We start from the raw sequence: 15,046 nt of genomic DNA, 5'->3' as shown, positions 1-15,046 counted from the left end.
GGCCGTGGCAAAGGCGCCGCGTCCGTGCCGGCCCTGCCGCGCAGGCGGACGTCAAGCCGGCACGCAAGCCAGCCGCGCGTCGTCCGCGTCCGCCCAAGGCCAAGGCCGATAAGCCGGCGCCGTCGGAGGAGTAATGCCGACCCTGTCCGCCATCACGCTCTACCCGATCAAGTCCTGCGCCGGCCTGTCCCTGGCGGAAGCCACGGTGACCACCATGGGGCTGATGTCCGAGCAGATCTATGACCGCGAATGGATGGTGGTGGACCTGGCCGGCAATTGCCTGACGCAGCGCGAATATCCGCGCATGGCGCTGATCAAGCCGACGCTGAAGGCGACCACGCTGGAAGTGCAGGCGCCGGGCATGCTGCGCCTGGAAATCCCGCTGGGCCTGCCCGATCCGGACAGCGCGCCGACCGTCACCACCCGCATCTGGGACGACACCGTGCTGGCCTACGATTGCGACGAGCTGACCGCCACCTGGTTCAGCAAAGCCATCGGCGTGCCATGCCGGCTGGTGCGCTTCCACGCCAAGGCCCAACGCGCCGTCAGCACCAAGTGGACCGGTGGCGTGCAGGCCACCACCATGTTCTCGGACGGCTACCCGATCCTGGTGATCGGCACCGGCTCGCTGGACGACCTGAACCAGAAACTGGCGGCGGCCGGGCGCGGCGCGCTGCAGATGAACCGCTTCCGTCCCAACATCGTCATCGACGGCGTCGACGCCTTCGAGGAAGACTACGCCGAATCGTTCGCGATCGGCGATGTCACGCTGAAGCCGGTCAAGCCCTGCCCGCGCTGCCCGATGCCGTCGATTAACCAGGAAACCGGCGAGTTCGGTCCGGACCCGATGTACGTCATGCAAAGCTACCGCGCCAAGCCGGAACTGGACGGCGCCTTGTGCTTCGGCATGAACGCGATCCTGACCGGCGGCGACGAGCAGCGTGTGCGGGTCGGCCAGGAAATCGTTGTCACACTGGCTTTTTAAACAAGTAAAATGTTCACAAGAACTTAAACTTGGCGTAATGTTGAGAGACGCATGACATCGGGGTGAAGGGCACATGACACAGACCGCAACAGGCAAACTGGCGCCGCAGGCAGATCCCGCCGATCAGGTGAAGGAGCTGGCGGCGGAAAACCGTGCCCTGCGTGCGCGCATGGCCTACCTGCTGGAGCAGGCGGAACGCAACCATTCCATCATGACCCGGCACCAGGCGTTCGACCTGGAGATTGTCAGCGCCAGTAACTTCCCCGAGCTGGTCGGTACCATCTTCCGCGTGCTGCCCATCATTTCCGAACTCGACAGCGTTACCCTGACGCTGGTGGACGAAGATGCCGACATCCGCACCGTCATGCTCAAGCTGGACGTGGTGTTCGAGGATTTTCCCGGTCTGCAGTTCGTCGAAAACATCAACGGCCTGGGCTTCGACCTGGGCCGCCGCAACGCCTATTCGCCCACGCCCAAGCCCATCCTCGGCATGTACGACGCGCAGCGTCACGCGGCCACGTTCCCGACCGCGCCGTCCGGCCTGCAGAGCGTGGCGCTGGTGCCGCTGCTGCGCAACCGCCGCATCATCGGCAGCCTGAACCTGGGCAGCTGCGACCCGACCCGCTTCACGCCCAGCCTGGGCACGGATTTCATCGAGCACATGGCCTCGATCATTGCCATCTGCTTGGAAAACGTGATCAGCAACGAGATGCTGAAGTACATCGGCCTGACCGATTCGCTGACCGGTGTCTACAACCGCCGCTACATCGACCGCCGCCTGCTGGAAGAGATCGCGCGCGCACGCCGACAGCAATATCCGATTTCCTTCATGTACATCGACATCGATCACTTCAAGCGCGTCAACGACACGGTCGGCCATGGCGGCGGCGACGAGGTGCTGCGCGAAGTGTCGGCGCGCATCAAGAACGAGCTGCGCACCTCCGATGCGCTGGCGCGCTTCGGCGGCGAGGAATTCGTGGCGCTGCTGATCAACGCCAACCTGGACAGCGCGGCCTTCGTGGCCGAGCGCATCCGCGCCAGCGTCGCCAACAGCATGATTGTGTTGTCGCCCGAGCTGCGGCTGTCGGTGACGGTGTCGATCGGCGTGGCCAGCCTGGACCCGGCGGCGGACGGCGAGGCCGAAGCTATCGCCCGCGAGCTGATCGCGCGTGCCGACGAGCTGTTGTACGCGGCCAAGGATGGCGGCCGCAACCGCGTGGTCAGCCTGTTGCCGGGATAAGCGATTTTCGGCGCTCCCTTGAAAGAGTTGTTTTGTTGAGCTGGTTTATCTGCGTTATGGCAGGTAATAAGATGGCTACAACTTAACTCCGCTTTGAAAGGCCCGCCATGAAAACCATCCGCATCGCCGCCGCCATCGCCCTGGCGTTTTCCCTCAACGTGCAGGCTGCCGAGAGCGTGCCGCAGGAACGACCGATCGGCCACGCCGAGCGCGTGTTTGCCTTCCATGACGCCATGCCGACCGGCGTCAGCGTGTCCGAGACCGGCCGTATCTTCGTCAATTTCCCGCAGTGGGGCGATGATGTGAAATTCAGCGTGGGCGAGCTGCGCGATGGCCGCGTGGTGGCCTATCCGAGCCAGGCCGCGAATGCCGATTTCTCCAGTGTGCAGAGCGTGGTGGCCGACGGCCGCGGCAAGCTGTGGGTGCTGGATACTTCGGCGCCGGGCTTTGCCGCACCGAAAGCGCCCAAGCTGGTGGCGGTCGATCTGGCCACCGACCAGGTCAGCATAAGCATCGCCTTCCCATCCAGCGTGATTCTGCCGACCACCTACGTCAACGATGTACGCTTCGATTTCCGTGTCGGCGCGCAGGGCGTGGCGTATGTGACGGATTCCTCGCTGAGCGGTCCGGGCGCCATCATCGTGCTCGATCTGGCCAGCGGCAAGGCGCAGCGCCGTTTGAGCGGCCACGCCTCCACCTCGCCCGATCCCGATTTCATTCCGACGGTGGAAGGCGAGAGCATGAAAGTGCGCACTGGCGACGGCAGCACGCAGAAGTTCACGGTGGCGTCGGATGGGATCGCGCTGTCGGCCGATGGCCAGACTTTGTACTACAGCCCGCTGTCGAGCCGCCACCTGTACTCGGTGCCGGCCGCGCTGCTGCGCGATCCCAAGGTGAGCGAGGCGCAACTGGCGGCGGCGGTCAAGGATCTGGGCGAGAAGGGCGCGTCGGACGGCCTGGAAGCCGATGCGAATGGCGCGCTGTACGCCACCGACTATGAGCACAACAGCATCCGCAAGCGCGCGCCGGATGGCAGCTGGACCACCATCGCCAGCGACGGCCGTCTGCTGTGGCCGGATACCATGTCGATCGGGCCGGATGGGTATCTGTACTTCACCGCCAACCAGCTGCACCGCCAGGCGATTTTCCACGGCGGCCACGACCAGCGCGAGAAATCGTACGGCCTGTTCCGTGTGAAGATCGACGCCAGGCCGGCGCCGACCAAGTGATCAGCGCAGCAGGCGTTGTTCGGCGCGGTTGACGGCGTCGGCCGCGCCGCGCAGCACCACCACGTCGCCGGCCTGCAGCATGGTGTCCGGCGACACTTCCAGTCCACCCTTGCCGCGGCGGATGCTGGCCACTTCGGCGCCGCAGCCGGCGACATCGATCGAACCGAGCTCGCGGCCGACGCAGCCGGCGCTGCCGGTCAGCGTCACCGAATGCAGCCGTTCTTCCTGCTCCGAATCCTCATCCGCATCGTTCACGCCGGGGAAGTAGCCGCGCAGCGAGGCATAGCGTTCCTCGCGCGCCGCCTGCACCCGGTGCACCACGCGCCGCAGCGGTACGCCCAGCATCACCAGCGCGTGCGAGGCCAGCATCAGGCTGCCTTCCATTACTTCCGGCACCACCTCGGCCGCACCGGCCGCCTTCAGCCGGTCCAGATCGGTATCGTCGTGCGAGCGCACGATCACCGGCAGCGCCGGCGTCAGTTCGTTCACCTGGTGCAGCACGCGCAGCGCGGACGGCGTGTCGGCATAGGAAATCACCACCGCGCTGGCGCGGTAGATGCCGGCGGCCACCAGGCTCTCGCGCCGGCCGGCATCGCCGTAGGAGACGTTGGCGCCGGCCGACTGCGCTTCCTGCACGCGCTCCGGGTCCATGTCGAGCGCGTGATAGTCGATTTTTTCTTCCGCCAGCAGGGTCGCCAGGCGCTGGCCGCTGCGGCCGAAGCCGCACACGATCACGTGCTTGTTGGTGGACATGGTGCGGCTGGCGATCCTGGTCAGCTGCAGCGACTGCATCATCCATTCGTTGCTGGAAAACTTCATCACGATCTTGTCCGACTGCGCGATGATGAACGGCGCCACCAGCATCGACAGCACCATCGACGCCAGCACCACCTGCACGATGTAGGCATCCATCAGGTTGTGCCCGGACGCCAGGTTCAGCAGCACGAAGCCGAATTCGCCGGCCTGGGCCAGCGCCAGGCCGATGCGCATGGATACGCCGTCGGATGAACCGAACAGCTTGGCGAGGCCGGCGATCAGCGCGAACTTCAGCAGCACCGGCGCGCACAGCAGCAACAGCACCAGCCACCAGTTGGCCAGCACCAGTTGCAGGTTGAGCAGCATGCCGATGGTGATGAAGAACAGCCCCAGCAGCACATCGCGGAACGGCTTGATGTCCTCTTCCACCTGGTGCTTGTATTCGGTCTCGGAAATCAGCATGCCGGCGACGAAGGCACCCAGGGCCAGCGACAGGCCGGCGCGCTCGGTGATCCAGGCGGCCGCCATCACCACCAGCAGCAGGTTCAGCATGAACAGCTCCTGCGAGCGGCGCTTGACCACGATGGTGAACCAGCCGCGCGTGACCTTGTGGCCGACCGCGAACAGCAGGGCCAGCACCACCACCGCCTTCAGCGCGGCCCAGCCCAGCGTCTCGGCCAGGGCGTCGGGCCGCTCGCCCAGCGACGGGATCAGGATCAGCAGCGGCACCACCGCCAGATCCTGGAATAGCAGGATGCCGATGATTTTGCGGCCATGTTCGCTTTCGAGCTCGAGCCGCTCGGTCAGCATCTTGGAGACGATGGCGGTCGACGACATCGCCAGCGCGCCGCCCAGCGCGAACGAAGCCTGCCAGCTGATGTGCAGCTGTGGCGGCAACTGCGTCGCCATGGCCCAGCCGAAAATCATGGTGGCAACGATAGTGAGCACTACCTGCGCCAATCCCAGCCCGAACACGATGGCGCGCATGGCTTTCAGCTTGGGCAGGGAAAATTCGAGGCCGATGGAAAACATCAGGAACACCACGCCGAACTCGGCCAGGCCGTGGGTGGTTTCGCTCTGTTCGGCCAGGCCCAGCGCGTGGGGGCCGATCAGGATGCCGACGGTCAGGTAGCCCAGCATCGGCGGCAGGTGCATCATGCGGAAAGCAACCACGCCCAGCACGGCGCTGCCCAGCAACAACAATGTCAATTCCAGAGGTGAAAACGTCATTTCAACATCGCCAGTAAAAAAAGTTCGTTGTTTGTGGGCCCTCAGGGCACGGATGTTGTGACTGGCAAGTTTTTTGCTTTCTCAATCGGCTATACTTGGGCATGAGTGTAACCCATGAAAAAACAATGCTGAAAGCTTTTGATGCAAAAACGGCACTGCGTCTTGCCCGAGACACCCTGCAAAATGAAGCGGATGCCATCCATGCCCTGAACGCCCGGCTGGAGCACGACGACAGCGTGGTGCAGGCGATTTCCCTGCTGCTGAACTGCACGGGCCGCGTGGTCGTGTCCGGCATCGGCAAGTCCGGCCACATCGGCCGCAAGATCGCGGCGACCCTGGCCTCGACCGGCACGCCGGCGCTGTTCGTCCATCCGGCCGAGGCGGCCCATGGCGACCTCGGCATGGTCACCGCCGACGATGCCTTCATCGCGATTTCGTATTCCGGCGAAAGTTCGGAACTGATGACCATTCTGCCGGTCGTAAAACGCATGGGCAGCAAAGTCATCGCCATCACCGGCAAGCCGGGCTCCAGCCTGGCGCGCGTCGCCGACGTGCACCTGAACGTGGCGGTCGAGAAAGAAGCGTGCCCGATGAACCTGGCGCCGACCACGTCCACCACCGTGACGCTGGCGCTGGGCGACGCCATCGCCGTGGCGCTGCTGGATCTGCGCGGTTTCAAGGAAGAAGATTTTGCCCGCTCGCATCCGGGCGGCGCGCTGGGCCGCCGTCTGCTGACCCACGTGCGCGACGTGATGCGCAGCGGCGACGCGGTGCCGCGCGTGACCGCCGGCGTCAAGCTGACCGACGCGCTGCTGGAGATCACCCAGAAGGGCATGGGCATGACGGCCATCGTCGATGCCGACAACAAGCCGGTCGGCGTGTTCACCGACGGCGACCTGCGCCGCATGATCGAAAAGGTGCAGGACTTTACCCGGATCGTCATCGGCGATGTGATGCATGCCAACCCGCGCACCATTTCCGAGGAAAAGATGGCGGTGGACGCGGTGGCCGTGATGGAACAGTTCCGCATCAACCAGATGCTGGTGACCGATGCCGACGGCAAGCTGGTCGGCGCGCTGCACATCCATGACCTGACCCGCGCAAAAGTGATTTAACGAGTGACCTGATGAGCGAACTGACTTATGTGGAACGCGCCGCGCGCGTCAAGCTGATGATCTTCGACGTCGACGGCGTGCTGACCGACGGCAGCCTGCATTACGGCGCCGATGGCGAAGCCTTGAAAACCTTTAACGTGCAGGACGGCCTGGGCATCAAGCTGATCCAGGAAGCCGGCATCCAGACCGCGATCATCAGCGCGCGCACCTCGCCGCAGGTGATCCGGCGCGCGGCCGATCTCGGCATCAGCCATCTGCACCAGGGCGGCCATGACAAGCTGACGCCGTTCAACGCGCTGCTGGAAAAGACTGGCCTCAGCGCCGAGCAGGTCGGCTTCATCGGCGACGATGTGGTGGACCTGCCGATCCTGGCGCGTGTGGGGCTGGCGGTGGCCGTGCCGAACGGCCGCAAGGAAGTGCTGGAGCGTGCCCATCACACCACCACCGCCTTCGGCGGCCGTGGCGCCGTGCGCGAAGTGTGCGAATTGTTGATGCATGCCCAAGGCACGTACGCGCGCGTGATGGCGCAATTCCTGGTCTGATAGGATATCGTCATGCGTAAAAGAACAGCCCATCGCTGGCAACTGACTGTGATCATGGTGGTCGGCGTCTTCGTGGCCGTCGGCAGCTTCTGGCTGGTGCAGGTGGTCAACCAGTCCGGCCAGCAGGCCGAGATCGACCAGTTCCGCAACGAGCCCGATTACATCATCGATCGCTTCAGTACGGTACGCATGAACAAGCTGGGCCAGCCGGCCTACATCGTCTCCGGCGACAAGCTGACGCACCGGCCGGCCGACGACTCGTCGCTGATCGACAAGCCGTACGTGCACAGCCTGTCGGGCGACCAGCCGCCGATGAATATCCACGCGCAGACGGCGGTGGTCGATCAGAACAATACGCGCGTCAAGCTGAGTGGTAATGTGGATGTGCTGCGGCCGGCGACGCCGCAAGCGCAGGAGCTGCGTCTCAAGTCCAGTACGCTGACCGTGTACCCGGACGAGGAGCGCATGGAAACCGACGCACCCGTCGAAATGAACTCCGGCCGCTCGACCGCCACCGGCACCGGCATGAAGGCGAACAACGCCACCCGCCAGATCACGCTGGGCGGACGCGGAACGATTACGGTGCCGCCGCGAACGGCACATTGAGGAATGAAGATGAACAATATGAACAAATTACTCGTGTCGGCGGCGCTGCTGCTGGCCGCCTGCGTGGCCCAGGCCGAGAAGGCCGATTCGACCAAGCCGACCCAGATCACTTTCGACCAGCTGGACGCCGATGACGTCAAGCAGATCAAGACCTTCACCGGCAACGTGGTGCTGACCCGCGGCACGCTGTTGATGAAATCGCCCAAGGCGGTGGTGACCGAAGATCCGGAAGGCTACCAGTTCGTGGTGCTGACCGCCGGCGGCGGCACCCAGGCCACGTTCCGCCAGAAGCTGGACGGCCCGAACGAGCAGTGGGTCGAGGGCCGCGCCGACCGCATCGAATACGACAACAAGACCGAGCTGGTCAAGCTGTTCGCCAAGGCGCAGATCAAGCGCCTGGAAAACACCAAGGTCGCCAGCCAGGTCGACGGCGAATTCATTTCCTACGACAGCCGCAAGGAATTCTTCGCGGTCAAGAACACTTCCACCGGCGAGAGCAAGGAAGGCGGCGGCCGCAGCACCATGGTGATCCAGCCGTCCAACAAGCTGAACCCGCCCGCGCCGGCCACGCCGGCCAACAACCAGCCTGCACCGGGGAAATAAGCATGGAAGCATCCTGCGGCAGCACCCTGATCGTCAAAGGTCTGCAGAAGAGCTACGGCAAGCGCCAGGTGGTGCATGACGTCTCGCTGCAGGTGGAGTGCGGCGAAGTCGTCGGCCTGCTGGGGCCGAACGGTGCCGGCAAGACCACCTCGTTTTACATGATCGTCGGCCTGGTGCCATCGGACGCCGGCACCATCGACATCAGCGGCACCGACATTTCGTCGCTGCCGATCCACCGTCGCGCCTCGCTGGGCTTGTCCTACCTGCCGCAGGAAGCGTCGGTGTTCCGCAAGCTGACTGTGGAAGAAAATATCCGCGCCGTCCTGGAAATCCAGAAGGTCGACGGCAAGTCTTTATCCAAGGCTGAGATTGATGAACGGCTTGATACCCTGCTGGCCGACTTGCAGATCGAAAAGCTGCGCGAGAACCAGGCGCTGTCGCTCTCCGGTGGTGAGCGGCGCCGGGTGGAGATCGCGCGCGCACTGGCGACCAACCCGCGCTTCGTGCTGCTCGATGAACCATTCGCCGGGGTCGACCCGATTGCCGTGATTGAGATCCAGCGCATCGTGCGCTTCCTCAAGGAGCGCGGCATCGGCGTCCTCATTACCGATCACAATGTGCGCGAGACGCTGGGCATCTGCGACCGCGCATATATCATCAACCAGGGCACGGTGCTGGCATCAGGCCGTCCGGACGACATCATCGCCAACGAATCGGTGCGTCGTGTTTACCTGGGTGAGCATTTCCGAATGTAAGCTTTATGAAACAATCCCTGCAACTGCGCACGTCGCAGCACCTGGCGTTGACGCCGCAGCTGCAGCAGTCCATACGGCTGCTGCAACTGTCGACGCTGGAGCTGCATCAGGAACTGGAACAGCTGCTCATCGATAATCCCCTGCTGGAGCGTCTCGACGACCCGCTGGACCACTCATTACGCCTGCTGGCCGACGGCGCCATCAGCCAGCAAACCCCGGCCGCCGACGCCGCGCCGGCCGAAGGGCCGGCCACACCCGAAGCACCAGCCGCCGAAGCCGATAATTACGAAGCGCCAGGCGCCGATACCGACAGCACCACGCCCGAGGCCGACATGGACTGGGGCGATTCGGGCCGCAGCAAGAACACCGACGACGAGGAAGCGCGGCCACAGCTGGAAGCGCATCAGTGCACGCTGCGCGACCATTTGATGGAACAGATGCGCGTGACGGTGCTGGCCACGCGCGACCGCGCGCTGGTGGAACTGATCATCGACGCGCTCGATGAGAACGGCTACCTGGAAGAATCGCTGGAAGACATCCACGCGCGCCTGCCGGCAGAACTGGAAGTGGAAATCGAGGAACTGCGGACCGCGCTGAGCCTGCTGCAGAGCTTCGATCCGATGGGCGTGGGCGCGCGCAACGCGGCCGAATGCCTGGCGCTGCAAATCAGGCGCCTGCCCGGCGTGCCTATGGTGACGCGGCGCATGGCGCTGGCCATCGTGGAAAACCATCTGGCCTGGTTCGCCCAGCGCGATTTCAACAAGCTGAAAAAAGCCCTGGTGTGCGACGACGAGGACCTGCGTGAAGCGCAGGCCGTGATCCGCCAGTGCAATCCGCATCCGGGCGCGGCGTTCGCGTCGGACGTCTCCGATTACGTGGTACCGGATGTGATCGTCAAGAAGTCGCGCAACGGCTGGCAGGTCAGCCTCAACAACGACGTCATGCCGCGCCTGCGCGTGAACCAGATGTACGCCAACCTGCTCAAGCAGGGCAAGGGCGAAACCGCGATGGGCGCGCAGCTGCAGGAAGCCAAGTGGCTGATCAAAAACATGCGCCAGCGTTTCGACACCATCCTGCGCGTGGCCGAGGCGATAGTAGAACGACAAAAGAACTTTTTCTCGCACGGCGCGGTCGCCATGCGCCCCCTTGTGCTTCGCGAAATTGCTGATACACTGGGTTTACACGAGAGTACTATTTCTCGGGTAACAACTCAAAAATACATGCTGACCCCGCATGGCATGTTTGAGTTGAAATATTTCTTTGGCAGTCATGTCGCCACCGAGGCGGGCGGGGAAGCCAGTTCGACGGCGATACGTGCTTTGATCGTGCAATTGACAGGAGCAGAAGACCCTAAAAATCCTTTATCCGACAGTAAGATTGCGGACATGCTGGGAGAACAGGGCATGGTGATTGCGCGACGTACTGTTGCCAAGTACCGGGAAGCCCTGAAAATCCCGCCAGTCAGCCTCCGCAAGTCTTTGTAGTTTCCTGGTCCCTGCGCGCCCGGCTTCAATGGGCATCGCACTGACCGCCAGCGACATTTCTTTAGGAGTAAGTATGAATCTCACCATCAGTGGACATCATCTCGAAGTGACCGCAGCGATTCGCGAATACGTGCAGAACAAGCTGGAACGGGTCACCCGCCACTTTGATCAAGTGATTGATATTGCAGTCATCCTGACTGTCGATAACCTTAAAGAGAAAGAGAAACGCCAGAAGGCTGAAATCAACCTGCGTATGTCCGGCAAGACCGTCTACGTGGAAAGCCTGTCGCAAGACCTGTACGCCGCCATCGACACCCTGATCGACAAACTGGACCGCCAGGTCATGAAATACAAAGCCAAAGTGCAATCGCACGATCGCGACGCGATCAAACACTACCCGGAAAGCTTCGAACAGCCTGCTGCCGCCGCCTGATTAGCTGCCACAGCACCGTCAACAAAGGGCGCGCAAGGACGCCCTTTTTTGCATGCGCTGCATTAAACGATTTCCTGTATTTTGGCAATCCCTCTTGTCGTTGTGTTTGCTGCATCGGCGTTTACCCCACAAGTCTCTTGTAACTATGGTTTTTTGTTAACTAAAATGTTTTAATTGAAGAGTTAAACGTTTTCCATAACTACAAAGAGAGACAACAGATGAAAAGCCTTGCCATCCGCCCGATGAGCGCCGCCGTCGCCATCGCCATGCTCAGCCTCGCCACCGTCCAGGCCCATGCCCAGGACAGCGCGCCTGCCGACAGCGGCAGCACCGTGGTGGTGTCGGGCATCCGCAAATCGTATGCGGACGCCGTCAACATGAAGCGCGACACGCTGGAAATCACCGACAGCATTTCCTCGGACGGCCTGGGCCGATTCCCCGACCTCAACGTCGGCGAGGCCATCCAGCGCATTCCCGGCGTGCAGATCAACCGCGAGGCCGGCTCGCGCAACGCCACCATCAACCTGCGCGGGCTGCCGGGCACGTTCGCGCTGACCACCATCAACGGCATGTCGTTCGCGCAGCCGGTGCTGAATGGTTCGACGCCGCTGGGCGCGTTCAACTCCGACATCTTCAGCGCCGTCACCGTGCTGAAGAGCCCGACCGCGGCCGAGCAGCCGGGCGGCCTGAGCGGCAACATCGACCTGCGCATCACCTCGGCGCTGCAGCGCAAGGATGGTGGCGGCATCACGGTCGGCGACGAGTACGACGAACTGGGCCGCCTGAGCACGCCGAACGCGACCGCGTCGTGGAACAAGCATTTCGGCAAGGATGTGGCGGTGTTCGGCGTGGTGGCCTACAAAAAGGAAAACTTCCGCCGCGACTCGACCCAGATCCAGGATTACGACCAGCTGAGCGCGAGCAGCCTCGGCATCACGCAGGCCGAGTTCGACAAGCGCTATCCGAAATCCGAATACGCCAACGGCATCCTGATCCCCGGGCAGATCCGCCAGACCGTGACCGCCAACACCGGCGACACCTGGAGCAGCGCGCTCGGCGCCGGTTGGCGCGTCAACAGCGAAACGCGGCTGAACCTGACCGGCTATTACAGCGACCGCAAGCTGGGCTCGTCCAACCAGTACCTGAACTACATCGACCCGACCACCAATTCGCCGATCAGCAACCTGGGACCGATCTTCACCATCGATGCGGCCAACGGCAAGCAGGCGATGATCAATTCCTACGATTACGCCAACGCCAGCATCACCGACTCGCTGCGCTCGGCGCCGCAACGCCAGCGCACGCATGGCCTGATGGCCGATGTCGATTGGGAAGACGACGACTGGCACTTCAACGGCGCCATCAGCAGCTCGCGCGCGGAAAACCGTTCCGACCAGCTGGAGATCGATATCGTGCAGTCGGCGCGGACGCTGCCTGGCAGCAATGGCACGTACGGCCATTACTACTCGGGCGGCAGCGATCTGGCCGACTCCATCCTGACCCTGTTCACCCCCACGGACAGCCACATCAATCCCGGCCCGTACGACCAGCGTCCAGGCACCTCGGTCACGCAGGCGCGCAACAACGGCAACGACCGCTTCGGCGTGACCGGCACCAACGGCCGCGCGCTGACCTCGGTGGATTCGGTGCAGGCCTCGATGGAGCGCAGCTTCGAGCAGGGTTTCTTCAAATCGGTGAAACTGGGCTTGCGCGCCGAGCAGAACGAGTTCGTGTCCAGCGGCACCCGCAACACCGCGCAGGGCATCAACTTCGCGGCGATCCAGCCCTCGCTGGCGATCACCAATCCCTACGTGTCCACCTTTGCCGACGGCTATATCCCCGGCTACACCAGGAACTGGGTGGCGGTCGACATCCCCTCGGTGCTGAAGGCGGTGACGCCGGTGACCTTGCTGCCGGGCCAGACACTGACCCAGTACGGCCTGGTCAACAACGATGCCGATCCGGGCTTTTCCTCGTATAACTTCTCGGTGAAGAACAAGATCGCCTCGGCCTATGTGTCCAGCATCTGGGGCACCGATCTGTTCGGCATTCCGGTCAAGGGTAACCTGGGCGGCCGCTACGAGACCACGCGCGAAACCGTGGACTCGGTGGACACCAGCAACAAGACCGTCAGCATTCCGGGCGGCACCAAGGTGGTCACCACCAAGACCCCGCGCCAGTTCGAGCAGAATTATCACAACTTCCTGCCGTCGCTGGTGGCCAAGGCCGACCTGAGCGAGAAGCTGGCCTTGCGCGCCGCCGCCTACCGCACCTTCGTGCGGCCGCAGCCGCGCGACATCACGCCGTCCACGGTGGTGACCGAGCCGGCGCAGGGCACCGCCACGCCGACCTATAACGTGGTGCTGGGCAGCGCCGATCTGAAACCGTACACCGCCAATTCCTTCGACCTGGCGCTGGAGTGGTACAACCGTCCCAACGGGCTGGTGGCGCTGACCGTGTTCCAGAAGGATGTCAAAGGCCTGGTCGGTCCGGTGCGCGACATCAACCGCCTGTGCCCGGCCGACGCGACCGCGCTGGGCCTGGGCCACCTGAGCGTGGTGGGCAGCAACTGCCTGAGCGACATCCTGGTCAATGTCGGCACCGACCAGGCGCCGTCGCTGCAGCCGGCGCGCGTGGTGATCAGCGGCCAGGCCAATCAGCAGAAGATCAAGGTCAACGGCGTCGAGTTCAACATCCAGCAAAACCTGGACTGGCTGCCATGGCCATGGAACAACCTCGGCGGCGGCTTCAACTATGCCTACACCACCATCAAGGGCAAGAACGACGATGGCTCGCCGGCGACCCTGCCTGGCGTTTCCCGCAATAATTACAACCTGATCAGCTACTATGAAACCAAGACCTGGGGCGTGCGCGCGGTGTACAACTACCGCGACGATTACGACCTGGCGGCGGGCGGCACCTTCAACGGCGCGGCGCGTTCGGTCAAGGCGCGTGGCCAGCTGGACATGTCGGCCAGTTACACCTTCGCCGGCAATTACAAGATTTCTTTCGACGCGTTCAACATGACCAACGCGGTGCGCGAGGAATACGAGGGCTCGATCCTGAAGCCGCGCCGCCTGGACGTGGACGGCCGCACCTATCAGGTCAAGCTGAGCGCAACCTTCTGACTGGAGCATCATGAAATTATTTATATCGTTAATGCTGGCGTTGTCCGCTCCGCTGGCGCTGGCCTGCACCGAGGCGCCGCCGGCCAAATCGGACATCGAAGCCAACGGCTATTACTCGGACGCGCACCACTCGGTGATCGATCCGGTGCTGCGCGCGCGTAACATCGCCAACACCAGGCCGATCGAGGATTTCCTCGGCCAGGTGGCGAAAGATGCGAACGGGCAGGGCGATCCGGCCTGCGGTCTGGCCTGGCTGAACAGCTGGGCCGAGCAGAAAGCCATGCTGGGCAAGATGTCGAGCGAGCAGGCATATTACGTGCGCAAGTGGACCCTGAGCGGCATGGCGCTCAACTACGCGCGCCTGAAGCCGGCGGCGACGGCGGCGCAGCGCCAAACCATCGAGGCGTGGTTCAAGGCGCTGGCCGATGCCACCATCGCGCACTCGGACGCCAAAAAGGGCGGCCGCAACAATCACTACTACTGGGAAGGGTTGGCGGTGACGGCGGTGGGCGGCGTGACCGGCGATCCGCGTTATCTGGACTGGGGCCGCAAGGTGTTCGACCACGCCATGGGCCAGGCCGAGGCCGACGGTTCGCTGCCGACCGAGATGGAGCGCGCCGGCAAGGCATTGCACTATCAGGTGTACGCGGCCACGCCGCTGGTGTTCATCGCCTCCATCCTGGACCTGCACGATGCGCGGCTGGACAAGATCGTGGCCTTTACCGTGGCCGGCTCGGCCGATCCGTCCGGCATTGCGAAACGTACCGGAGTCGAGCAGGAGCCGGTGGGCAGCCGCGAGGTGACCACCATCTACAACCGTCACGAGGGCAAGGCGCCGCCGCCGGGCACCAAACCGCAGTGGCAGCCGCGCATGGGCGGCTCGCTCGATACGCCGAACCCGCTCGAGCATGTGGCGCTAAAATAGGGTTTTCCACCATAG

Annotated in this window: 13 protein-coding genes; 12 read left to right on the top strand and 1 reads right to left on the bottom strand. The window is 63.4% G+C overall.

The features are described from left to right. Positions 1–133: 133 nt before the first annotated feature. The 3 genes from E4L98_RS28515 (at position 134) to E4L98_RS28505 (ending at position 3,454) form a co-directional block, all read left to right on the top strand. On the top strand, positions 134–985 hold the full coding sequence (locus tag E4L98_RS28515; RefSeq protein WP_135204918.1) for an MOSC domain-containing protein: 852 nt from the start codon (positions 134–136) through the stop codon (positions 983–985). Positions 986–1,058: 73 nt separating this feature from the next. Next, entirely contained in the window at positions 1,059–2,225 is a 1,167-nt protein-coding gene (locus E4L98_RS28510) for a GGDEF domain-containing protein (protein ID WP_135204917.1), read from the top strand. A gap of 107 nt (positions 2,226–2,332) precedes the next feature. Beyond that, positions 2,333–3,454: an L-dopachrome tautomerase-related protein gene (locus tag E4L98_RS28505; protein ID WP_135204916.1), complete on the top strand. Its 1,122-nt coding sequence runs from the start codon at positions 2,333–2,335 to the stop codon at positions 3,452–3,454. Here E4L98_RS28505 and E4L98_RS28500 read toward each other — a convergent pair whose 3' ends face one another. Then, positions 3,455–5,440 carry a monovalent cation:proton antiporter family protein gene (locus tag E4L98_RS28500; protein WP_135204915.1) on the bottom strand — a complete coding sequence of 662 codons (1,986 nt, stop codon included), beginning with the start codon at positions 5,438–5,440 and terminating at the stop codon, positions 3,455–3,457. A gap of 125 nt (positions 5,441–5,565) precedes the next feature. On the opposite strand from E4L98_RS28500, the gene E4L98_RS28495 reads away from it, so the two are divergent. From E4L98_RS28495 to E4L98_RS28455, 9 genes are all read left to right on the top strand, one after another. After that, positions 5,566–6,555 carry a KpsF/GutQ family sugar-phosphate isomerase gene (locus tag E4L98_RS28495; protein ID WP_135204914.1) on the top strand — a complete coding sequence of 330 codons (990 nt, stop codon included), beginning with the start codon at positions 5,566–5,568 and terminating at the stop codon, positions 6,553–6,555. Between the two features lie 11 nt (positions 6,556–6,566). Continuing rightward, entirely contained in the window at positions 6,567–7,097 is a 531-nt protein-coding gene (locus E4L98_RS28490; RefSeq protein ID WP_135204913.1) for a KdsC family phosphatase, read from the top strand. A gap of 12 nt (positions 7,098–7,109) precedes the next feature. Then, the gene (gene lptC, locus E4L98_RS28485) at positions 7,110–7,703 is read left to right on the top strand and encodes an LPS export ABC transporter periplasmic protein LptC (RefSeq protein ID WP_135204912.1); all 594 of its coding nucleotides are present in this window, start codon (positions 7,110–7,112) and stop codon (positions 7,701–7,703) included. 18 nt (positions 7,704–7,721) lie between these two features. After that, positions 7,722–8,306 (top strand): lipopolysaccharide transport periplasmic protein LptA, encoded by a 585-nt coding sequence (gene lptA / locus E4L98_RS28480; RefSeq protein ID WP_135204911.1) that lies wholly within the window; start codon positions 7,722–7,724, stop codon positions 8,304–8,306. Between the two features lie 2 nt (positions 8,307–8,308). Then, on the top strand, positions 8,309–9,061 hold the full coding sequence (gene lptB, locus E4L98_RS28475; protein WP_135204910.1) for an LPS export ABC transporter ATP-binding protein: 753 nt from the start codon (positions 8,309–8,311) through the stop codon (positions 9,059–9,061). A gap of 5 nt (positions 9,062–9,066) precedes the next feature. Continuing rightward, on the top strand, positions 9,067–10,545 hold the full coding sequence (locus E4L98_RS28470) for an RNA polymerase factor sigma-54 (RefSeq protein WP_135204909.1): 1,479 nt from the start codon (positions 9,067–9,069) through the stop codon (positions 10,543–10,545). A gap of 73 nt (positions 10,546–10,618) precedes the next feature. Further along, positions 10,619–10,978: a ribosome hibernation-promoting factor, HPF/YfiA family gene (hpf, locus tag E4L98_RS28465; RefSeq protein WP_135204908.1), complete on the top strand. Its 360-nt coding sequence runs from the start codon at positions 10,619–10,621 to the stop codon at positions 10,976–10,978. Between the two features lie 218 nt (positions 10,979–11,196). Continuing rightward, positions 11,197–14,106 (top strand): TonB-dependent receptor, encoded by a 2,910-nt coding sequence (locus E4L98_RS28460; RefSeq protein ID WP_135204907.1) that lies wholly within the window; start codon positions 11,197–11,199, stop codon positions 14,104–14,106. A 10-nt stretch (positions 14,107–14,116) separates the two neighbouring features. Then, positions 14,117–15,031, top strand: a complete 915-nt coding sequence (locus E4L98_RS28455) for an alginate lyase family protein (RefSeq protein ID WP_135204906.1) — start codon at positions 14,117–14,119, stop codon at positions 15,029–15,031. Positions 15,032–15,046 lie beyond the last annotated feature (15 nt).

This window comes from Duganella callida, assembly GCF_004614165.1.
GTDB classification, from domain to species: domain Bacteria; phylum Pseudomonadota; class Gammaproteobacteria; order Burkholderiales; family Burkholderiaceae_D; genus Rugamonas; species Rugamonas callida.
Note: the sequence above shows the minus strand (reverse complement) of the source record. Positions and strands in the feature narration are given on the sequence as shown.